Genomic DNA, 21968 nt, shown 5'->3' on the forward strand with positions numbered 1-21968 from the left:
AAGCTTGTCTCAGTCAGACCAGACGGGACACCCGTCGGAAAATGAGCTAAGTATAGTCAGATTTAATGAAAATCACCGGGCAATATCCCCGCGAAAGTAAAGCGGAATATTACCCGGATTTGGCGCTGACGGGAATTATTCCGTGATCAATGTGCCTTCTTTTTCGCCCATGACCACGCGACGCAGGGCGCCGGGTTTGTTCATGTTGAAGACGCGAATCGGCAATTTGTGGTCACGCGCCAGGGTGAAGGCCGCCAGATCCATGACTTTCAGCTCTTTATCCAGCACTTCGCTGTAGGTCAGCTGATCGTACATGGTGGCAGAAGGATCTTTTGCCGGATCCGCGGTAAACACACCGTCAACCTTGGTCGCTTTCAGCACCACGTCGGCTTCAATTTCAATACCACGCAGGCAGGCTGCGGAATCGGTGGTAAAGAACGGGTTGCCGGTGCCTGCGGAGAGGATCACCACACGGTTGTTGCGCAGCAGGCTGATCGCCTCTGCCCAGCTGTAGTTGTCGCACACGCCGTTCAGCGGGATGGCGGACATCAGACGAGCGTTCACATAGGCGCGGTGGAGCGCATCACGCATTGCCAGGCCGTTCATGACCGTTGCCAGCATGCCCATGTGGTCGCCCACAACGCGGTTCATACCCGCTTTCGCCAGACCAGCACCACGGAACAGGTTACCACCACCAATTACTACGCCAACCTGAATACCCAGCTCGACCAGCTCTTTGATCTCCTGAGCCATGCGGTCAAGTATGCTTGCATCAATACCGAAGCCTTCTGAGCCCTGCAGCGCTTCGCCACTTAATTTCAGCAGAATACGTTTGTAGACGGGTTTTGCATTGGTAGCCATGTTTCTTTCCTGAGACTGTCAACGAATGAGATATGAGAATTCTGGCGACATTGTATGTCGCATTTCAGCGCGGTCACTATACGCAGTTGGCTGAATTTACAAAATGGGCGCAAAAAGAAGCCGCCCTCAGGCGGCTCCTTGTAAAAATTAAGACTGCTTGGACATCGCAGCAACTTCTGCTGCAAAGTCAGTCTCAACTTTCTCGATGCCTTCGCCCACTTCAAAGCGGATGAAGCCAGTCACGTCAGCGTTGTGCTCTTTCAGCAGCTGACCAACAGATTTGCTCGGCTCCATAACGAAAGGCTGACCCGTCAGAGAAACTTCGCCGGTGAATTTCTTCATGCGGCCTTCAACCATTTTCTCTGCGATTTCTTTCGGCTTACCGGACTGCATCGCGATGTCCAGCTGAACCTGGTACTCTTTCTCTACCACTTCAGCAGACACGTCTTCCGGCTTAACGAATTCCGGCTTGCTTGCAGCAACGTGCATTGCCAGCTGCTTAACCAGCTCTTCGTCAGCGCCTTTAGCGGCAACCAGAACACCAATGCGCGCACCGTGCTGGTAGCTACCCAGAACGTCGCCTTCCAGAACAGCGATACGACGGATGTTGATGTTCTCACCGATTTTAGCAACCAGCGCAACGCGTTCTTCTTCGAACTGCGCTTTCAGAACTTCAACGTCGGAGATTTTACCCGCAACAGCAGCGTCCAGTACTTTGTCAGCAAATGCCTGGAAACCACCATCTTTAGCAACGAAGTCAGTCTGGCAGTTAACTTCCAGAATGTAACCGTAGTTGCCTTCGATTTTGGTTTTGATCACGCCGTCAGCAGCCACGTTGCCTGCTTTCTTCGCCGCTTTGATCGCGCCGGATTTACGCATGTTTTCGATTGCCAGCTCGATGTCGCCATTCGCTTCAGTCAGCGCTTTTTTGCAATCCATCATGCCTGCGCCAGTACGTTCGCGCAGTTCTTTTACCAGGGAAGCGGTAATTTCAGCCATTCTAAAATCCTCGGGAGATGTGGATACTGCCCGGCCAACGGCCAAACAGCGTAAATTGAAAAAAGGGGCCTGTAATGGGCCCCTATTCATACACGGTACTAATAAGGGCTTAAACCTTATTATTCAGCTTCTACGAAGCTTTCTTCCGCCTGAGAAGCCAGGTCCTGAGAGCGACCTTCACGAACGGTAGCAGCAACAGCGCCCAGGTACAGGCTTACTGCGCGGATTGCATCGTCGTTACCCGGGATAACGAAGTCTACGCCGTCCGGATCAGAGTTGGTATCAACGATAGCAAATACCGGGATACCCAGGTTGTTTGCTTCTTTGATAGCGATGTGCTCGTGGTCAGCGTCGATAACGAACAGTGCGTCCGGCAGGCCGCCCATGTCTTTGATACCGCCCAGGCTGTTTTCCAGCTTGTCCAGCTCACGAGTGCGCATCAGCGCTTCTTTCTTGGTCAGCTTGTCGAAAGTACCGTCCTGGGACTGAGTTTCCAGGTCTTTCAGACGTTTGATGGACTGACGAACGGTTTTCCAGTTAGTCAGCATACCGCCCAGCCAGCGATGGTTCACGAAGAACTGGTCGCAGCTGTTAGCAGCTTCTTTTACCGCTTCGCTTGCAGCGCGCTTAGTACCCACGAACAGGATCTTGCCTTTACGGGCAGAGATTTTGTTCAGCTCAGCCAGAGCTTCGTTGAACATCGGTACCGTTTTCTCAAGGTTGATGATGTGAACTTTGTTACGCGCGCCGAAGATGAAAGGCTTCATTTTCGGGTTCCAGTAACGGGTCTGGTGACCAAAGTGAACACCAGCCTTGAGCATGTCGCGCATGGAAACAGTTGCCATGTTTAAAACCTCTATAGATTAAATTGGGGTTATGCCTCCACGTATCCCATATTACCGACCCCAAAGGGCACCCCGGAATATGTGTCGATACGTGTGTGTTATTTACACAATATGAGTATGTCGCTTACGTCCCATCCTTGTGTATCTGAGATGGAACGGAAGTCCGGCGCGCTTTATACCACAAAATCCGCCCAGACACCAACTCTTGTTGACGCCACGTGCTGTTAATGATTCTCAATTTGGCACCAGCCTGCCCGGACTGTTACCATTGGCAGGACTTACTCTATTATTGTCGAAAATATCGACACTGCTGGACATACTCCATGGCTATCTCTATCAAGACATCTGAAGACATTGAAAAAATGCGCGTTGCCGGCCGCCTGGCCGCTGAAGTGCTGGAAATGATCGAACCCTGGGTTAAACCTGGCGTCAGCACCGGCGAACTGGACCGCATCTGTAACGACTATATCGTTAACGAGCAGAAGGCCATTTCCGCCTGCCTCGGCTATCACGGCTATCCGAAGTCCGTCTGCATTTCGGTCAACGAAGTGGTTTGCCACGGTATCCCTGACGACGGCAAACTGCTGAAAGATGGCGATATCGTTAACATCGACGTGACGGTCATTAAAGATGATTTCCATGGCGACACCTCCAAAATGTTTATCGTCGGTAAACCGACGATTCTCGGCGAGCGCCTGTGCCGCATCACTCAGGAAAGCCTGTATCTGGCGCTGAAAATGGTGAAGCCGGGGATCAACCTGCGCACTATCGGCGCGGCGATCCAGAAATACGTTGAAGCCGAAGGTTTTTCCGTGGTGCGCGAATACTGTGGCCACGGTATCGGCCGCGGCTTCCATGAAGAGCCGCAGGTGCTGCACTACGACTCACCGGAAACCAACGTTGTGCTCAAACCCGGCATGACCTTCACCATCGAGCCGATGGTCAACGCGGGTAAAAAAGAGATCCGCAGCATGAAAGACGGCTGGACGGTGAAAACTAAAGACCGGAGCTTGTCTGCGCAGTACGAGCATACTATTGTGGTGACAGACAACGGCTGCGAAATTCTGACGCTACGCAAGGATGACACCATCCCGGCGATAATCTCGCACGATGAATGATGAAAAGCCGGCGCCCGCCGGCTTTTTTATTAGATAGTTTTTTCTTATGGTGACGCGATGAGCAACTCATTACCTGACACAGCCTCCCCTCTTCTGCCCGTCCCGCCGGAACATCCGGTGAGCTGGCCACAGGGCGATCTGAACTGTGCTGCAATTAAGGCGCACATCGATACCTTCCAGCACTGGCTGGGCGAGGCGTTTGACTCCGGCATCGCCGCGGAGCAGCTCATTGCGGCGCGCACCGAATTTATCGACCAGCTGCTGCAGCGGTTGTGGATCGCCTACGGTTTTGAATCCGTCTGCGATCTGGCGCTGGTCGCCGTCGGCGGCTATGGCCGCGGCGAGCTGCATCCGCTCTCTGACGTCGACCTGCTGATCCTCAGCCGCAAAAAACTGCCGGACGACCAGGCGCAAAAGGTCGGCGAACTGCTGACGCTGCTGTGGGACGTCAAGCTGGAGGTGGGCCACAGCGTGCGCACCCTCGAAGAGTGCCTGCTCGAAGGACTTTCGGATCTCACCGTCGCCACTAACTTGATTGAATCGCGCCTGCTGATCGGCGACGTCGCGCTGTTCCTTGAACTGCAAAAACATATTTTTAGCGACGGCTTCTGGCCATCGGAAAAGTTCTTCGCCGCCAAGGTGGAAGAGCAGAACGTCCGTCATCAACGCTATCACGGCACCAGCTATAACCTGGAGCCGGACGTGAAAAGCAGCCCCGGCGGCCTGCGTGACATCCATACGCTACAGTGGGTGGCTCGCCGTCATTTTGGCGCCACCTCGATGGATGAGATGGTCGGCTTCGGCTTTCTGACTGAAGCCGAGCGCAATGAGCTCAACGAGTGTCTGCATCAGCTGTGGCGCATCCGTTTCGCACTGCATCTCGAGCTCACTCGCTATGACAACCGTCTGCTTTTCGACCGCCAGCTCAGCGTCGCCCGCCGGCTTGGCTATGAAGGCGACGGCAACCAGCCGATTGAGCATATGATGAAGGACTTCTTCCGCGTCACCCGCCGGGTGAGCGAGCTGAACCAGATGCTGCTTCAGCTGTTTGAAGAGGCTATTCTCGCCCTGACCGAGGATGAAAAACCGCGCCCGATAGACGATGACTTCCAGCTTCGCGGCACCCTTATCGATCTGCGTGACGACACGTTGTTTATTCGCGAACCGCAGGCCATTCTGCGCATGTTTTATATGATGGTACGCAACAGCACCATCACCGGCATCTACTCCACGACGTTGCGCCATCTGCGCCATGCCCGGCGCCATCTGACCCAGCCGCTGTGCTATATCCCGGAGGCGCGCACGCTCTTTCTCAGCATGCTGCGCCATCAGGGGGCGGTCAGCCGCGGACTGCTGCCGATGCATCGCCATAGCGTGCTGTGGGCCTATATGCCGCAGTGGTCACATATCGTCGGCCAGATGCAGTTCGATCTGTTTCACGCCTACACCGTCGATGAACACACCATCCGCGTGATGCTGAAGCTGGAGAGCTTTGCCAAAGAAGAAACCCGCAGCCGCCACCCGCTGTGCGTGGAGCTATGGCCGCGCTTAACGCACCCGGAGCTGATTTTAATCGCCGCCCTGTTCCACGACATTGCGAAAGGGCGTGGCGGCGACCACTCGATCCTCGGCGCGCAGGATGTGCTGAAGTTTGCCGAGCTGCACGGACTGAACTCTCGCGAAACGCAGCTGGTCGCCTGGCTGGTGCGTCACCATCTGCTGATGTCGGTCACCGCCCAGCGGCGCGACATTCAGGATCCGGAGGTGATTAAGCAGTTCGCCGAGGAAGTGCAAACGGAAAATCGCCTGCGCTATCTGGTGTGCCTGACCGTTGCCGATATCTGCGCCACTAACGAAACGCTGTGGAACAGCTGGAAGCAGAGTCTGCTGCGCGAACTCTATTTCGCCACCGAGAAACAGCTGCGTCGGGGCATGCAAAGCACCCCGGATATGCGCGAACGGGTGCGTCATCATCAGCTGCAGGCGCTGGCCCTGCTGCGGATGGACAATATTAATGAAGAGGCGCTGCATCAGATCTGGAACCGCTGCCGCGCCAACTATTTCGTGCGGCATACGCCGACGCAGCTCGCCTGGCACGCCCGCAACCTGCTGCGTCACGATCTGAATAAGCCGATGATTCTGCTGAGTTCGCAGGCCACCCGCGGCGGTACGGAGATTTTTATCTGGAGCCCGGATCGCCCTTATCTGTTTGCCGCGGTGTGCGGCGAACTGGACCGTCGCAACCTTAGCGTCCACGACGCGCAGATCTTCACCACCCGCGACGGCATGGCGATGGATACCTTTATTGTCCTCGAACCCGACGGCAGCCCGCTTTCCGCTGACCGCCACGACGCGATTCGCCACGGTCTTGAACAGACGATAACTCAGCGTAGCTGGGAACCCCCGGCCCCGCGTCGTCAGGCGGCAAAACTGCGTCACTTCTCTGTTCCGACAGAGGTGAATTTCCTGCCGACCCATACCGATCGAAAATCGTTTCTCGAGCTGATTGCGCTCGATCAGCCAGGGCTGCTCGCCCGCGTCGGCCAGGTGTTCGCCGACCTCGGTATTTCGCTTCACGGGGCGCGAATTACGACAATTGGTGAGCGAGTAGAAGATTTATTTATAATCGCCACCGCCGACCGGCGTGGCCTTAATAATGAGCTACAACAAGAAGTGCAACAACGGTTGACAGAGGCCCTCAATCCAAACGATAAAGGGTGACGTATTTTTTTTAGTGAATGGAAAGAAACAATGCAGCAGTTACAGAACGTTATTGAGTCCGCCTTCGAGCGTCGCGCCGACATCACGCCGGCCAATGTGGATACCGTGACCCGCGAAGCGGTAAACCAGGTTATCGCCCTTCTGGATTCCGGCGCGCTGCGCGTCGCTGAGAAGATCGATGGTCAGTGGGTGACGCATCAATGGCTGAAGAAAGCGGTACTGCTCTCTTTCCGTATTAACGATAACCAGGTTATCGATGGTGCGGAAAGCCGCTACTTCGATAAAGTACCGATGAAATTCGCTGACTATGACGAAGCGCGTTTCCAGAAAGAAGGTTTCCGCGTGGTGCCGCCGGCAGCGGTACGTCAGGGCGCATTCATCGCCCGCAACACCGTGCTGATGCCGTCCTACGTTAACATCGGCGCCTACGTTGACGAAGGCACCATGGTTGATACCTGGGCTACCGTCGGCTCCTGCGCGCAGATCGGTAAAAACGTTCACCTGTCCGGCGGCGTCGGCATCGGTGGCGTACTGGAGCCGCTGCAGGCGAACCCGACCATCATCGAAGACAACTGCTTCATCGGCGCGCGCTCTGAAGTGGTTGAAGGGGTGATTGTCGAAGAAGGCTCCGTCATCTCCATGGGCGTTTACCTGGGTCAGAGCACCAAAATCTACGATCGCGAAACCGGTGAAGTCTTCTACGGCCGCGTACCGGCTGGCTCGGTAGTCGTGTCAGGCAACCTGCCGTCGAAGGATGGTAAATACAGCCTGTACTGCGCGGTGATCGTTAAGAAAGTCGATGCCAAAACCCGCGGCAAAGTCGGCATTAACGAACTGCTGCGCACCATCGACTAAAGCAAATAAAAAGCGGGAGATATCCCGCTTTTTTTATATTTGATGCTGGCGAAAATGGATTTTTTCGTTAATTATTCAATGGTTATGATGCTATCAAAGGTACCGTTATGTACGATAATCTGAAAAGTCTTGGCATTACCAACCCTGATGAGATCGATCGCTATAGCCTGCGGCAGGAAGCTAACAACGACATCCTGAAAATCTATTTTCAGAAAGACAAAGGCGAATTCTTCGCCAAGAGCGTGAAGTTTAAATACCCGCGTCAGCGCAAAACCGTTGTCGCCGACGGCGTCGGCCAGGGCTACAAAGAAGTCCAGGAGATCAGCCCCAATCTGCGCTACGTCATCGACGAACTGGATCAGATCTGCCAGCGCGATCGCACTGAAATCGATCTCAAGCGTAAAATCCTCGACGATTTACGCCATCTGGAAAGCGTGGTCACCAATAAGATCAGCGAAATCGAAGCCGATCTGGAAAAACTTACCCGTAAGTGACAGCGTTCCCGGCGGCGCACCGCCTGACCGGGCAACCAATATAATCTGCCGCTTACGCCATGCATCCTCCAGGCCGGGTAAGGCGAACCGCCTCCCGGCATTTTTATCTCGACGCCCTATCGTTGCTCATCCAGCTGCAGGGCTATATAGAGCAGCAGCCGATCGTCAAAGCTGCCGAGATCCAGACCGGTCAGCTCCGAGATACGGTTCAACCGATACTCCAGGGTATTGCGATGAATAAACAGCGCCTTTGATGTCGCCAGCGGCTGCACGTTATGGCGAAACCACGCCTGCAGCGTACGCCGCAGCAAACCGTTGTTATCCATAGCCTTCAGACGCGCCAGCGGACGGGCCAGTTCATTGGCCTGCCAGCCGCCGCGCAGGCTGTCTAGCAGCACCGGCAGCATCAGATCCTGATAGAAATAGCTGCGGCTCTCCGGCATTCGTTGCTTACCCACCATCATGGTCGTCCGTGCGGTACGGTAAGAGCGGGCGATACTCCCGGGACCGGTGAAGAAGTTGCCCAGCGCCACGCGAAAGCGGAGCTGACCATTCTCTTTCATCCTGGCGATAAGCTGCTCGACGCGGCGGACGTGATCGTCGGCATCCCAGCGGCCAAAGCTGTTCAGCGCCGGTTTCAGCACCACCATTTCCGTGAGTGACACAATGGCCACCAGATTATTGCGATCGGGGGTGGTCAGCGCGTTCTGCAACTGCTGCAGTTCCGCCATCGCGCTGTCCACGCCGAGCTGGCCGCTGTCCACCTCAATCATCGCCACCACCCGCGGCTGATTGAGATCGATACCTAACCGCTGAGCCCATTCGTTCAGCGCCGGGGTATGCTCTTCCGCCTGAATCAGGTTCATCACCAGCTCTTCGCGCAGGCGGCTGTCCTGCGCAAGGAGATGCATCAGCCGCGACTGCTCCAGCATCATCTCTGCCGTCATGCACACCAGCTCGCCATATTTCCGCAGCGCCTCCGGCTCGCCGGTCAGGCCGATCACCCCGACGATTTCACCTTCGAGGCGTAGCGGCAGGTTGATCCCCTGACGCACGCCGTGCAGATGGCGAGCGACCGCATCGTCGATATCCACCACCCGCCCCTGAGAAAGCACCAGCAGCGCGCCTTCGTGCAATTCACCAATTCTTTCCCGATCGCCGCTGCCAATAATCCGCCCGCGGGCATCCATCACGTTGATGTTGGTATCGATGATGCGCATCGTGCGCGCCACAATATCCTGCGCCATTTTGGTATCAAGATGCCAGCCAGCCATGTAATCCTCCCCTATGCAGGGCACCAGCATAAAAGAGTCTCCGTCCTGCTGCATTGTGCATATGCCCGAAGGCGGGGCGAGATATGTGGAGTTGTGGAAGTGGTCACAGAACGAAAAAAAAGCCCCTGCCCTCGGCGAGGGAAGGGGCTGTGGCGCTTGCGCTGACGATTACTGCAACAGCAGGTAGATAGAGGCGTCGCCGCGCTGAATGTTCAGCGCCAGCACGGACGGTTTGGCGTCGAAGATTTTCCGCAGATCGGCGATGTTTTTCACCGGCTGCTGATTCGCCCCGACAATGATATCGCCTTTCTTGAGGCCAATCTGCGCCGCCGGGGTGCCGGCTTTCACATTGTTGACCACCACGCCCTTATCCTGACCCTTGTTACTCATTTCCGCCCCTTCAATCCCGTTGAAGATGGTGCTGGAATCCACCTGGGTCTGGTTGCTCTGCTGCAGTTCGACGGTAACGGTGACCGGTTTGCCGTCGCGGAGCAGGCCAAGCTCAACTTTGCTGCCGATAGGCATGGTGCCGACCTGAGCACGTAGCGCGGCGAAGCTGCTGATCGCCTTGCCATTGAGGGTGGTGATCACGTCGCCGGCTTTAATGCCCGCTTTGGCGGCTGCCGAACCTGGCATCACCTGGCTGACGAAGGCGCCGCGCTGGGCGTCGACTTTCATCGCTTTCGCCAGTTCAGAGTTCAGTTCGGTGCCCATGATGCCCAGCTCACCGCGTTTCACCTGGCCATATTTCACCATCTGCTCGGTCAGGTTTTTCACCATGTTGCTCGGGATAGCAAAACCGATACCGATGTTGCCGCCGTCCGGCGCCAGGATGGCGGTGTTAATGCCGATCAGCTCACCGTTGAGGTTCACCAGCGCGCCGCCGGAGTTCCCGCGGTTAATCGCCGCATCGGTCTGGATAAAGTTTTCGTAGTTTTCCACGTTCAGGCCGCTACGGCCCAGCGCGGAGACAATCCCGGAGGTCACGGTTTCGCCCAGACCAAACGGGTTACCGATAGCCACGGTGTAGTCGCCGACGCGCAGCGCATCAGAATCAGCCAGCTTAATCGCCGTCAGGTTTTTCGGATCCTGAATCTGAATCAGCGCGATATCGGAGCGCGGATCTTTGCCCACGACTTTGGCATCAAACTTACGGCCATCGCTCAGTTGAACCTTAATCGTGGTGGCGTTGTCCACAACGTGGTTGTTGGTCACCACATACCCTTTGGCCGCATCAATGATGACGCCGGAGCCCAGCGCCATGAATTTCTGCTGCTGGCCGCCGTCAGGCTGACCGCCCTGTCCACCGCCCTGGCAAAACGGTGAACTCTGGAAAGGAGAACCATCCTGGCAGAACGGCGAATTATCGCCAAAGAACTGCTGGAAGTTACGCGGCATCCGTGGGGTATTAACAGTGGTGCTACCTTCAACGTTAATGCTCACCACCGATGGCATCACCTTCTCCAGCATCGGGGCCAGGCTTGGCATCTGCTGTGCATTAGTGGCCGAAGATGCCGTTTCTGCCGCGCTCGCAGAGAGCGGGGACAACGCCAGACCTAAACTCAGAGCCAGTGCACTCATTGCTAACGTGGTTTTTTTCATCAGTTTCAATCTCAATATCAGATAACGAAAGTTGCTGTGTACGTGACTATCAGAGTCATTTTATAGCGCTAAGTTCCGGAATTAAGTTTCTGGAAAAAGTAAAAATTTATTGTCCATCTTTACAAAACTCCAGCCTATTCCACCGCCATCAGTCGCCGATATTCATCCCACGCATACAAATCCGTCATTCCGCTGATATAATCCTGGATCAGACGGCAGCGATAATAGTATTCCATCAGCGCAAATTCGGGCGCCGTGCGCACCAGCTTATTTACTGCTTCAACATAGGCCAGCCGGTGACGGGTTGAAAGTTTCTGATACAGCCGGGAGGCAATGGGTAACCGCCGTACCCGCTCCTGCGCCACTAATTCGCTGAAATCCTCCAGAGATAATTTCAGCAGCGGCTGATAGATATCCAGCAGGCCGCTAATCACCCGGTAGCCCTGCAATTCCAGCTGCTCGACATCCGGATGGCTAAAGACCTGTTTCATCGCTACATTTTTATAGAGTTCCAGCAGCTGGCTGCAATCGCTATCGTCCTCAAGCAGCGCATGATTAAAGTCGCCAGTGAAGATGGCCGGCAGGTTATCAATAAATCGGCGCGCCGCGTAGGGCACCAGCTTATTCAGCGTGTTTACCCGCAAATACATAAAAAACTGATCTTCCGCGCTCTGTCGCAGGTAATTAGCTCGCGATTTTTCCCAGGCATTTTCCACTACCTGAGAGAATAACGATCCTTTTTCATGGTTGCCCCAGGCGTCGTAAAGATGCTGATAAAGCTGCTCGGCGCTGAAAATACGTTTTTCAACCGCGTCCTCGAGATCCGCGACGCAATATGAGATGTCATCCGCGGCCTCCATAATCCAGGTTAATGGGAATCGATTGTAAGGTGCCAGATCCAGTTCTTTACGCAGGCGCGCGACATACTCTTCTTCGGCTAAATAATAGCCAGGCTTCTTCATTAAATAACTGTGACTGGCTGGCGTCGCCTCGAACCACCACGCCGGTCGGGTATATTTCAGGATGCAGCCCACCTGCGCCCAGGTCAGATTCATCCGCATCAGCGTGTGGACCAGACGAATCCCCTGCGCGTTGCCCTCAAAGCTGCAGAGATCCTGGCGCACTTTACGCCGCAGCGCATTCAGCGCCGTTTCCCCTTCGTGCAGGCGTAACGCCTGTACCTCGCAGCGATCGTCGGTCAACGGCTGGCCGAGCGCATCGCCGGGGGCCAGGCGCTGGCGAAACCAGTCGTTAATCGCCGCCTCGCCAAAGTGGCCAAACGGCGGGTTGCCAATGTCGTGCATCAGGCAGGCCATTTCAACCACGCTCTCGAATGGCCCGGTCAGCTCTTCCAGGCCATACTCTTCCAGTAGCTTCTGCTCTTTCAGCCTGCTAAGCACTTCTTTGGCGATATAGCGCCCCACCTGCTGCACCTCCAGCGAGTGGGTCAGGCGAGTACGGACCGCCGCGTTGCGCTCCAGCGGGAAGACCTGGGTTTTTTGCTGTAGGCGGCGGATGGCCGGCGAGTTGACGATCCGCCCCCGATCGCTTTCGAAGATCCGCAGGATGTCGCGCTCCGTCTCCACCCGCGGCGGCGAACGGAAGCGTCGACGCCAGTTTATCTTGTTGCGAAAATCAATCTTTGCCATAGCCTCTCCCGCGCGAGCAATACGCTTCCCCTTAAGCGCATGATAGACTATGCAACTAAACCTGACACATCGCGAGTAAATCTATGAAAATTGGCATTATTGGCGCTATGGAAGAGGAAGTTACCCTCCTGCGCGACAAAATCGAAAACCGCCAGACTATCACTATTGGCGGGAGCGAAATCTATACCGGCCAACTTCACGGCGTTGACGTCGCTCTGCTGAAGTCTGGTATCGGGAAAGTGGCGGCGGCGACGGGCGCGACCCTGCTGCTGGAGCGCTGCCAGCCTGACGTGATCATTAATACCGGTTCTGCCGGCGGCCTCGCGCCGACGCTGAAGGTCGGCGATATCGTCGTCTCCGATGAAGCGCGCTACCACGATGCCGACGTCACTGCCTTCGGTTATGAGTATGGCCAGCTGCCTGGCTGCCCGGCGGGCTTTAAAGCGGACGATAAGCTGGTGGCCGCCGCCGAAGACTGCATTAAAGCGTTAGATCTCAATGCCGTTCGCGGCCTGATCGTCAGCGGCGATGCCTTCATTAACGGCTCCGTCGCGCTGGCGAAGATCCGCCATAATTTCCCGCAGGCAATCGCCGTGGAAATGGAAGCGACCGCCATCGCTCACGTCTGCCATAACTTCAAGGTTCCCTTCGTGGTGGTTCGCGCCATCTCCGACGTGGCCGATCAGCAGTCCCACCTCAGTTTTGACGAGTTCCTTGCGGTCGCCGCCAGACAGTCCACCCTGATGGTGGAGAATCTGGTACAGAACCTGGCACGTGGCTAAGTCGCTATCCTTCGCGCTTGCCGCGCTGCTGTTACTCGCCCCGGCGTGGCTACTGGCCGCGCCGCGGGTGGTCACCCTCTCCCCCGCCAATACCGAACTGGCCTTTGCCGCCGGGATCACGCCGGTCGGCGTCAGCAGCTATTCCGATTATCCGCCGCAGGCCAAAACCATAGAACAGGTTGCCAGCTGGCAGGGGATGAACCTGGAGCGCATCGTGGCGCTAAAGCCAGACGTGGTGCTGGCCTGGCGCGGGGGCAATGCCGAACGCCAGGTTAACCAGCTGCAGTCGCTGGGTATTCATGTCCTCTGGGTGCAGACCTCGACGATAGAAGAGATCATCGCCACCCTGCGTCAGCTGGCGCAGTGGAGCCCGCAGCCGGAAAAAGCGCAGCAGGCGGCGCAGGCGATGCAGCAGGAATACGATACGCTGAAAGCGCGCTATGCCAATGCGCCGAAGAAACGCGTCTTCCTGCAGTTCGGATCCGCGCCGCTATTCACCAGTGGTCCCGGTTCGATTCAGGATCAGGTGCTGGGGCTGTGCGGCGGCGAGAATATCTTTGCCACCAGCCGTGTTCCCTGGCCGCAGGTGAGCCGCGAACAGGTGCTGGCCCGCCAGCCGCAGGCGATCGTGGTGACCGGCGACGCCAGCCGCATTGCCGAAGCGCAGCGCTTTTGGCAACATCAGCTCACCATTTCGTTGATTGCGTTACACAGCGACTGGTTTGAACGCGCAAGCCCACGTATTATCCTCGCCGCCAAACAACTTTGTGCGGCGCTTGACCAGGTAAAATAATCATCCGGCGCACCGGATGTTCAGTGGGAATCAACGATGCTTGTCTATTGGCTGGATATTATTGGCACGGCTGTCTTCGCGATCTCCGGCGTTCTGCTGGCGGGAAAATTACGCATGGACCCATTCGGCGTGCTGGTGTTAGGCGTGGTGACGGCGGTGGGCGGCGGAACCATCCGCGACATGGCGCTGGCGAATGGCCCGGTATTCTGGGTCAAAGATCCCACCGATCTGGTGGTGGCGATGGTCACCAGCATGCTGACCATCCTGCTGGTCCGCCAGCCGCGTCGGCTGCCGAAATGGATACTGCCCGTTCTTGATGCCGTCGGTCTGGCGGTGTTTGTCGGCATCGGCGTCAATAAAGCCTTTCTCGCCGGCAGTGGTCCGCTGGTGGCGGTCTGCATGGGGGTGGTCACCGGCGTCGGCGGCGGGATTATCCGTGACGTGCTGGCGCGCGAAATTCCCATGATTCTGCGCACCGAGATCTACGCCACCGCCTGTATTGTCGGCGGCATTGTCCACGCTACAGCACACGACACCTTTCATCTCCCGCTGGAGAATTCGGCGATGATGGGCATGGTGGTGACACTGGTGATCCGTCTGGCGGCGATCCGCTGGCACCTGAAGCTGCCGACGTTTGCCCTGGACGATAACGGGCGGTAGTAAAAGCAAAACGGTAACCTTAAGGTTACCGTTTTTCGCGTTGGCTCCCTCTCGCTGGAGGAGAAGGCGCCCGGTCGCACTCGCTTTAAACGCTGAATGAGGAACCGCAGCCGCAGGTGCTTTTCGCGTTCGGGTTGGTCACGATGAAACGCGAACCTTCCAGACCCTCGGTATAGTCGACGGCGCCGCCGACCAGATACTGCAGGCTCATTGGGTCAACCACCAGGCCGACGCCCTGTTTCTCGATGGTCATATCGCCTTCGTTCACCTGATCGTCAAAGGTGAAGCCATACTGGAAACCGCTGCAACCGCCGCCGGTGATATACACGCGCAGTTTCAGGTTCGGATTATCTTCATCCGCAATCAGGTGTTTTACTTTGTTGGCTGCGGCTTCGGTAAACTCCAGCGGCAACGCTACGTCATCACTCATTTTTTGCTCCCATTGATACTTCCGGCCGGTTAAAGAATAACCGGACCTTTTGAGCCATTATCTAATACCCTGGTAAATCGTTCAAGTATTCTCCCGCGGTGCCTGCTGCGCTTTTGCCGCCTGCTCGGCCTCCTGCTTCGCCAGAGTACGTTGCAGAATGGTCGAATACAAAGGCTTACCGCCGAGGAATTGCGCCAGTAGTGTTGCGCCAAGGCAGGTAATAATCATTGGCAAAATGAGCTGATAGTTATCCGTCATCTCCAGCACCAGCACAATCCCGGTGAGCGGCGCGCGCACCGAGGCGGCCAGCAGCGCCCCCATCCCGGCGATGGCGAAGGTGCCGGCATCGAGATGGTAGGCCGGAAACAGCGGAATAGCCGCCATGCCGAACGCCGTGCCCAGCAAGGTGCCCAGCGCCAGCATCGGCGCGAAGATCCCCCCCGGCGCGCCGGAAGAGAAGCAGATCAGCGTGGTCACCACGCGGGCAATAAAGATAAACAGCAGCAAACCGACGGAGAAATTACCGGCGGCGGCGATGGGGATCAGGTTAAAGCCACCGCCCACCGCGGAGGGCTGCATCAGCCCCAGCAGGCCGCAGATCCCGCCGATGACCCCGCCCATCAATACCCATTTTTTGATATTGCCACCGTGGATGCGCTGGAAGATATCCTGGGTGCGCAGCACCAGGAAGTTAAACAGCGGACCAAAGCAACCAAAGAGCATGCCCAGCACCAGATACAGCCACAGGGTATTCACCGGGGCGTTGCTCAGCTTGCCTACCTCAATGATCGCCGCTTCGCCATTGAAAATACGAAACACAATGCTCGACATGATCACGCCGGTAAATACCGCTTTAATGGAGATCAGGTTGTAGCGAAACTGCGGGCGCATCTCTTCGATGATAAACAGAATACCGGCCAGCGGCGCATTAAAGGCCGCCGAGAGCCCCGACGCCGCACCGGTCGCCAGCAGCGTGTGCCGCGCCTCCGGACTGCGCATGCGGAAGATATCCAGCACCATGCGTCCAATGTTGCCGCCAAGCTGCACCATCGGCCCTTCGCGTCCCAGCACCATTCCGGCGCCCAGGGTCCCCATGCCGCCGATGAATTTCACCGGCAGCACGCGCCACCAGCGCACCGGCCGCAGCTCCTCCAGCGCCCCTTCGATTTCCGGGATCCCGGAGCCGCCCGCCTCCGGCGCAAAGCGGCGCACGAGAAAATAACCGACCATTGCCAGCAGCGCCGACAAGATAAACGCCAGCGGCCAGACCAGATACCAATGATCGGCCACCTGCGCCAGCGCGCCGATCCGCTGGTTCTGCACCCAGTTCACGCTCTTTTCAAACGCCACGCCCACCAGACCGGCCAGCGTGCCAACCACCGCCGCCATCAACAGGACCGCCAGCGGCGTTTTATCGCGCTGAATCAAACGGCGCACCGCATCGCCGCGACGTACCCGCACGAACTGATGTGCTTCAAAAGAGGGAGTTTCTGCTTTCATGCCATTATCAATTATTGGTAATACAAATGAAGAGAGAGGCATTTTAGCCGTCCCGGCGCGCTGCGTCGTCAAAAAAATGCCCTTGCGGCGCATTGTTTCAATTGGGCAAAACTTTCATAACCATCCTGGAATAACTTAGAATAGCCGATAAAACATTTTTCACGAACCAGGACCCTGGCCATGAGCAAATCTGAAAATCTATACCATGCTGCGCGCGAACTGATCCCCGGCGGCGTTAACTCGCCGGTGCGCGCCTTCACCGGCGTCGGCGGCACGCCGCTGTTTATCGAACGCGCGGATGGCGCCTATCTTTATGACGTGGACGGGAAGGCCTATATCGATTATGTCGGCTCCTGGGGTCCGATGGTGCTGGGCCACAACCACCCGGCTATCCGCAATGCGGTGATCGAAGCGGCGTCCCGCGGCCTGAGCTTTGGCGCGCCGACCGAAATGGAAGTGAAAATGGCGGAGCTGGTGACCGAGCTGGTCCCGACCATGGATATGGTGCGGATGGTGAACTCCGGCACCGAAGCGACCATGAGCGCGATTCGCCTGGCCCGCGGCTTCACCGGCCGCGATAAGATCATTAAGTTCGAAGGCTGCTATCACGGCCATGCCGACTGTCTGCTGGTGAAAGCCGGTTCCGGCGCGCTGACCCTCGGCCAGCCAAATTCGCCGGGCGTGCCAGCCGATTTCGCGAAACATACCCTGACCTGCACCTATAACGACCTCGCCTCGGTACGCGCGGCGTTCGAGCAATATCCACAGGATATCGCCTGCATCATCGTCGAGCCGGTCGCCGGGAATATGAACTGCATTCCGCCGCAGCCGGAGTTCCTGCCGGGCCTGCGCGCGTTGTGCGACGAATTTGGCGCCCTGCTGATCATCGACGAAGTGATGACCGGCTTCCGCGTGGCGCTGGCGGGCGCCCAGGCTTATTACGGCGTGGAGCCGGATCTGACCTGTCTCGGGAAAATCATCGGCGGCGGGATGCCGGTGGGCGCCTTCGGCGGCCGCCGCGAAGTGATGGACGCGCTGGCGCCGACCGGCCCGGTGTACCAGGCTGGTACGCTCTCCGGTAACCCGATCGCCATGGCCGCTGGCTTCGCCTGCTTAAGCGAAGTGGCGCAGCCGGGCGTGCATGAAACCCTGACCGAGCTGACCAACCAGCTGGCGGATGGCCTGCTGAACGCGGCGCGCGAAACCGGGATCCCGCTGGTGGTCAATAACGTCGGCGGCATGTTCGGCATCTTCTTTACCGATGCCGAAACCGTCACCTGCTATCAGGACGTGGTGAAGTGCGATGTCGAACGCTTCAAGCGCTTCTTCCACCTGATGCTGGAGGAAGGTGTGTACCTGGCGCCGTCGGCGTTTGAAGCCGGCTTTATGTCCATCGCCCACAGCGAAGAGGACATTAACAACACCATCGACGCCGCCCGTCGGGTGTTTGCCAAACTGTAAGGTACTTGAACGCCTGGTGGCGCAGGGATTTTCCCGGAGGCGGCGCATTGCGCCTTGTCCGGGCTACCAAATCGCACAGCGCTGTAGCCCCGGTAAGCGCTAGCGCCACCGGGGAGTTTCCCGGAGGCGGCGCGCTGCGCCTTGTCCGGGCTACCAAATTGCACAGCGCTGTAGCCCCGGTAAGCGCTAGCGCCACCGGGGATATTGAGGCCATCCAGGATCGTTAGCGGCTCTGCTTTCTCAGCAAATAGATAAAGTACGGCGCGCCGATAAAGGTCGACAACAGCCCCGCCGGGATCTGGTAGGGGAACATCATCATTCGCCCGCACCAGTCGGCGAACACCAGCAGCATCCCGCCCGTCAGCCCGGAAATCACCATATGCGGCATCGTCCGGCGGAATCCCAGCATCCTCGCAATATGCGGCGCCATCAGGCCAACGAAACTTAACGGCCCAATGGTGAGCGTCGCCGTCGCCGTCAGGCTCGCCGCCAGCAGCAGCAACCCGATACGCGATGGCGTCAGCGCCATCCCCACCGCCCGCGCCGCCTCGCCGCCCAGCGGCAAAATGGTCAGCCAGCGGCGGCAGAGCGGCGCCAGCGCCAGCAGCGCCAGCATCACCACGCCACTACGCAGCGCCATCTCCGGCGTCGCGCTATAGGTCGAACCGGACATCCACGTCAGGATCTGCGCCATGCGCGGATCGCCGCTGGCCTGCAGCATCATCAACAGCATGGTGAAGGCGGTACTCAGCGCCATCCCCGCCAGCAGCATCCGGTGCGGCGAGAAACCGCCGCGCCCGGCGGCGATCAGAATAACCAGCAGCGTTGCCGCCGCGCCAAGGCTGCCGGCAGGCAACAGCCAGACAAAGGCGTTGCCCGGCACGAAGAACAGCATCAATACCACACCGAACGCCGCGCCAGAGCTGATGCCCAGTACTTCCGGGCTGGCCATCGGGTTGCCGGTCAGGCGTTGAATGATGCAGCCCGCGACCGCCAGCATCACCCCGGCGAACAGCGCCGAGAGCACACGTGGCCAGCGCCAGGGCATCAGTTGCGCCAGCAGATCGCCGCTGGCCCACTGCCAGCCATGGGCATCGCGACCAAAGGTCAGCGCGGCGGTTATCGCCAACAGCAGCAGCGCTAAGCCGCCCAGCGCGAACCACAGCACGTGGCGGCGCTCGATCAACGCTTTATCGCCGCCATTCATCACCGGGGCGCTGATGCTGCGCAGCCGCGGCAGCAGCCACAGCAATAAAGGCGCGCCAATCAGCGCGGTGACTGACCCGGTCGAGACTTCCCGCCAGACCCGGCTGAGCCAGAGAATAATTTGATCGGAAAGCCACAGGATCAACGCGCCAATTAGCGCCGCCAGCAGCAATCGCGGCAGCAGGCGGCGGGCGCCGAGCATTTTCGCCAGCAGCGGCGCGAACAGACCGATAAAGCCGATAATGCCGACCGCGTTAACCAGCAGCGCGCTGATGACAATCGCCAGCGTCAGCACGCCAAGCCGCGCCAGAGACAGCGCCAGCCCAAGGTTGCGCGCCACGCCATCATCGAGTCCCATCAGGGTTAACGGGCGTAGCAATAACAGCGTCAACATCGCGCCGCCGAGCAGCTGCGGCCACAGGCGTTGCACCACGCTCCAGTCGGTCTGCGTCAGGGTGCCGGTACTCCACAGGAACATGCTTTGCAGCTGATCGTGATGGAAAATCACCATCAGCTGATTGACCGCGCCGCAATAGAGACTCACTACCAGGCCGGCCAGGATCAGCGTCACCGGCGACAGACGTTTGCCCCACGAGACGCCAAACACCAGCGCCCCCACCAGACAAGCCCCAGCCAGCGCCGCAAACTGCGAGGCCAGCACGCCAGGGATGGCCCATAGCGTCGTCACCGTCATTCCCAGCTGTGCGCCGGTGGCGACGCCGAGCGTGGTTGGCTCCGCCAGCGGGTTACGCAGCACCTGCTGGAACAGCACGCCGACCAGCCCCAGCCCGGCGCCGACCAGCAGCGATATCGCCAGCCTCGGCAGCAGGCTGTAATGGAACAGCATCTGGGCGATATTATCGATATCCGGCTGCCACAGCGCCTGACGCCATTGCGCGTAAGGTAAAGCGACATTGAGGTTGACGATGCTCAGCGCGAAAGCGGCAACCAGCAGCCCGGTCAGCAGGAGAATGGCTAACGGCGAGAGACGCGCGTTCATACCGCCGCCCTCCCCTGCGTATCGGCCAGCACGCGGGCGAAATGCATCGCCGACAGCGTCGCGCCATAGAACCACACCGCCGGAACCCGCTGGAAACGCCCCGCGCGCACGAACGGCATCGCCTGCCACAGCGGGGTCGCCAACAGCTGGGCCATCTCCCGATCGTTGCCATGATCGAAACAGATCACATCGGCCTCGTTAAATGCCGCCAGCCGATCAATACCGACGGTGACGCTGCCCCAGAATGCCGCTTCGCCGCGCCAGGCGTTTTGAATGCCAAAGCGGTCAAGCACCTCCTGGAACAGGCAGTTCTCACCGAATACCAGCACGTGGCGGGCATCAAGCAGCGAAATCATCAGCAGTGGGCGATCGCCACGCCGGGCAAATCGCGGACGCAGGTTCTCCATCAGCGCGTCGAACTCCGCCAGATGGCGCTTCGCCTGCTGTTGTTTACCCAGCAGGTCGGCCATTTCCAGTAGCGAACGCTGGGCCATCGCCAGCGGCCGTTTGCCGTCGCTGAAGGTGAAACCACGGCCAGGCGCGATACGCGCCAGCTTTTCTGGCGACGGGCCATAGCCTGCCGACCAGACGATAAACGACGGTTTCATCTGCGTCAGCAGCTCAAGATTGGGTTCGGTGCGCAGGCCGACATCGATTACCGACGCGGGCAGCGCGGGTTCGTTCACCCACAGGCGATAGTTGGGAATGTCGGCCACGCCGTAGGGCGTGACGCCAAGCGCCAGCAGCAGTTCGGCCGGCAGCCACTCCAGCGCGACGACGCGCTGCGGGTCAATGTTCGCCGCCTGCGCGCCGCGCATCTGCCACAGCAGCGGCGAGAGCGCCATCGCGGTCAGCAGGCGGCGTCGGGTTATCAGAGTTGGGTTCATCATCAATAGACAAAACTTACCGGCGCCGCGCCCGCCGGGTGCGGCAGGATCCCCATCGGGATGCCGTAGATTTGTTCCAGCGTGTCGCTGCGCATCAGTTCTGCTGGCGTTCCCTGGGCGATCATTTCCCCACCGCGCAGCGCGACCAGATAATCGCAGTAGCGGGCAGCCATATTGATATCATGCAGGACCGCGATCACCGTCAGGCCACGCTGCTGGCTGAGACGATGCACCAGCGCCAGGACATCGACCTGATGGGCGATATCCAGCGCCGAGGTCGGTTCATCAAGCAGCAGACAGCGGCTATCCTGCGCCACCAGCATGGCGATCCACGCCCGCTGACGCTCGCCGCCGGAGAGACTGTCCACCAGCCGCTGCGCCAAAGGCTTCAGCCCCACCAGCGCGATCGCCTCTTCCACCTTTTCGCGATCCGCCACGCCGAAGCGCCCCAGCGCGCCATGCCACGGGTAGCGACCTATCGCCACCAGCTCGCGAACTGTCATCCCTTCCGCCGCCGGCAGCTGCTGCGGCAGATAGGCCACTTTGCGGGCAAACGCCTTGCTACTCCAGCTCTCCAGCGGCTGGCCGTCCAGCAGCACCTCGCCCGCGGAAGGCGGCTGATGGCGGCCGAGCATTTTCAGTAATGTGGATTTGCCGGAACCGTTATGGCCTATCAGGCCAGTCACTTTTCCTGCCGGGAAGGTTAACGAAAGGGGGTGAAGCAGCGTGCGACCCGGTACGCGAAAGGTCACGCCATTTAACGCAAAGGTGGTCTCAGAGTGCGGAGTCTGTTCCTGCATAGCAACAACCTGATGTTGGGCGCGGCGAACC

Annotated in this window: 19 protein-coding genes; 8 read left to right on the forward strand and 11 right to left on the reverse strand. The window is 58.3% G+C overall.

Annotated elements, in window-relative coordinates; genetic code table 11:
• Positions 1 to 135: 135 nt before the first annotated feature.
• The 3 genes from pyrH to rpsB all read right to left on the reverse strand — a co-directional run bounded on the left by pyrH (position 136) and on the right by rpsB (position 2705).
• Positions 136 to 861, reverse strand: a complete 726-nt coding sequence (pyrH, locus tag AC3EMD_RS22725) for a UMP kinase (RefSeq protein ID WP_004098747.1) — start codon at positions 859 to 861, stop codon at positions 136 to 138.
• Positions 862 to 1008: 147 nt separating this feature from the next.
• Positions 1009 to 1860, reverse strand: a complete 852-nt coding sequence (gene tsf, locus AC3EMD_RS22730; RefSeq protein ID WP_004151930.1) for a translation elongation factor Ts — start codon at positions 1858 to 1860, stop codon at positions 1009 to 1011.
• A gap of 119 nt (positions 1861 to 1979) precedes the next feature.
• Complete coding sequence (rpsB, locus tag AC3EMD_RS22735; RefSeq protein WP_008807356.1) at positions 1980 to 2705, reverse strand: 30S ribosomal protein S2; 726 nt, start codon at positions 2703 to 2705, stop codon at positions 1980 to 1982.
• 323 nt (positions 2706 to 3028) lie between these two features.
• On the opposite strand from rpsB, the gene map reads away from it, so the two are divergent.
• The 4 genes from map to AC3EMD_RS22755 all read left to right on the forward strand — a co-directional run bounded on the left by map (position 3029) and on the right by AC3EMD_RS22755 (position 7893).
• Positions 3029 to 3823, forward strand: a complete 795-nt coding sequence (gene map, locus AC3EMD_RS22740) for a type I methionyl aminopeptidase (protein WP_004204446.1) — start codon at positions 3029 to 3031, stop codon at positions 3821 to 3823.
• 57 nt (positions 3824 to 3880) lie between these two features.
• Positions 3881 to 6544, forward strand: a complete 2664-nt coding sequence (gene glnD, locus AC3EMD_RS22745) for a bifunctional uridylyltransferase/uridylyl-removing protein GlnD (RefSeq protein ID WP_012542810.1) — start codon at positions 3881 to 3883, stop codon at positions 6542 to 6544.
• A 30-nt stretch (positions 6545 to 6574) separates the two neighbouring features.
• Positions 6575 to 7399 carry a 2,3,4,5-tetrahydropyridine-2,6-dicarboxylate N-succinyltransferase gene (gene dapD, locus AC3EMD_RS22750; RefSeq protein ID WP_002889295.1) on the forward strand — a complete coding sequence of 275 codons (825 nt, stop codon included), beginning with the start codon at positions 6575 to 6577 and terminating at the stop codon, positions 7397 to 7399.
• 107 nt (positions 7400 to 7506) lie between these two features.
• Positions 7507 to 7893, forward strand: coding sequence for a DUF3461 family protein (locus AC3EMD_RS22755; RefSeq protein ID WP_002889292.1), 387 nt, complete (start codon positions 7507 to 7509; stop codon positions 7891 to 7893).
• Positions 7894 to 8009: 116 nt separating this feature from the next.
• Here AC3EMD_RS22755 and cdaR read toward each other — a convergent pair whose 3' ends face one another.
• From cdaR to dgt, 3 genes are all read right to left on the reverse strand, one after another.
• Complete coding sequence (gene cdaR / locus AC3EMD_RS22760; protein WP_012968907.1) at positions 8010 to 9167, reverse strand: DNA-binding transcriptional regulator CdaR; 1158 nt, start codon at positions 9165 to 9167, stop codon at positions 8010 to 8012.
• Between the two features lie 168 nt (positions 9168 to 9335).
• The gene (degP, locus tag AC3EMD_RS22765) at positions 9336 to 10769 is read right to left on the reverse strand and encodes a serine endoprotease DegP (RefSeq protein ID WP_008807359.1); all 1434 of its coding nucleotides are present in this window, start codon (positions 10767 to 10769) and stop codon (positions 9336 to 9338) included.
• A gap of 134 nt (positions 10770 to 10903) precedes the next feature.
• Positions 10904 to 12418, reverse strand: coding sequence for a dGTPase (gene dgt, locus AC3EMD_RS22770; protein ID WP_008807360.1), 1515 nt, complete (start codon positions 12416 to 12418; stop codon positions 10904 to 10906).
• A gap of 83 nt (positions 12419 to 12501) precedes the next feature.
• On the opposite strand from dgt, the gene mtnN reads away from it, so the two are divergent.
• From mtnN to AC3EMD_RS22785, 3 genes are read left to right on the forward strand one after another with little or no spacing between them, the layout of a single operon-like run.
• On the forward strand, positions 12502 to 13200 hold the full coding sequence (mtnN, locus tag AC3EMD_RS22775; RefSeq protein WP_012968908.1) for a 5'-methylthioadenosine/S-adenosylhomocysteine nucleosidase: 699 nt from the start codon (positions 12502 to 12504) through the stop codon (positions 13198 to 13200).
• Positions 13193 to 13993: a vitamin B12 ABC transporter substrate-binding protein BtuF gene (btuF, locus tag AC3EMD_RS22780; protein WP_012542811.1), complete on the forward strand. Its 801-nt coding sequence runs from the start codon at positions 13193 to 13195 to the stop codon at positions 13991 to 13993. The genes mtnN and btuF overlap by 8 nt, the downstream gene beginning before the upstream one ends.
• A 36-nt stretch (positions 13994 to 14029) precedes the next feature.
• A complete protein-coding gene (locus AC3EMD_RS22785) occupies positions 14030 to 14653 on the forward strand; it encodes a TRIC cation channel family protein (RefSeq protein ID WP_002889277.1) in 624 nt (207 codons plus the stop codon).
• Between the two features lie 85 nt (positions 14654 to 14738).
• Here the strand turns inward: AC3EMD_RS22785 and erpA are convergent, their stop codons facing one another.
• Positions 14739 to 15083 (reverse strand): iron-sulfur cluster insertion protein ErpA, encoded by a 345-nt coding sequence (gene erpA, locus AC3EMD_RS22790; RefSeq protein WP_008807363.1) that lies wholly within the window; start codon positions 15081 to 15083, stop codon positions 14739 to 14741.
• Positions 15084 to 15164: 81 nt separating this feature from the next.
• The gene (gene clcA, locus AC3EMD_RS22795; RefSeq protein WP_008807364.1) at positions 15165 to 16583 is read right to left on the reverse strand and encodes a H(+)/Cl(-) exchange transporter ClcA; all 1419 of its coding nucleotides are present in this window, start codon (positions 16581 to 16583) and stop codon (positions 15165 to 15167) included.
• A 180-nt stretch (positions 16584 to 16763) separates the two neighbouring features.
• Between clcA and hemL the strand changes: the two genes are divergently transcribed.
• Positions 16764 to 18044, forward strand: a complete 1281-nt coding sequence (gene hemL / locus AC3EMD_RS22800) for a glutamate-1-semialdehyde 2,1-aminomutase (RefSeq protein WP_012542813.1) — start codon at positions 16764 to 16766, stop codon at positions 18042 to 18044.
• Positions 18045 to 18267: 223 nt separating this feature from the next.
• Here the strand turns inward: hemL and fhuB are convergent, their stop codons facing one another.
• The 3 genes from fhuB to fhuC are packed head-to-tail and all read right to left on the reverse strand — an operon-like array spanning position 18268 to position 21937.
• Positions 18268 to 20250 carry a Fe(3+)-hydroxamate ABC transporter permease FhuB gene (gene fhuB / locus AC3EMD_RS22805; protein WP_048271478.1) on the reverse strand — a complete coding sequence of 661 codons (1983 nt, stop codon included), beginning with the start codon at positions 20248 to 20250 and terminating at the stop codon, positions 18268 to 18270.
• Complete coding sequence (gene fhuD / locus AC3EMD_RS22810) at positions 20247 to 21140, reverse strand: Fe(3+)-hydroxamate ABC transporter substrate-binding protein FhuD (RefSeq protein WP_022065536.1); 894 nt, start codon at positions 21138 to 21140, stop codon at positions 20247 to 20249. Before fhuD ends, fhuB begins: the two co-directional genes overlap by 4 nt.
• Positions 21140 to 21937 (reverse strand): Fe3+-hydroxamate ABC transporter ATP-binding protein FhuC, encoded by a 798-nt coding sequence (gene fhuC / locus AC3EMD_RS22815; protein ID WP_022065535.1) that lies wholly within the window; start codon positions 21935 to 21937, stop codon positions 21140 to 21142. The genes fhuD and fhuC overlap by 1 nt, the downstream gene beginning before the upstream one ends.
• Positions 21938 to 21968: the final 31 nt, after the last annotated feature.

This window comes from Klebsiella sp. PK18 (assembly GCF_057784655.1).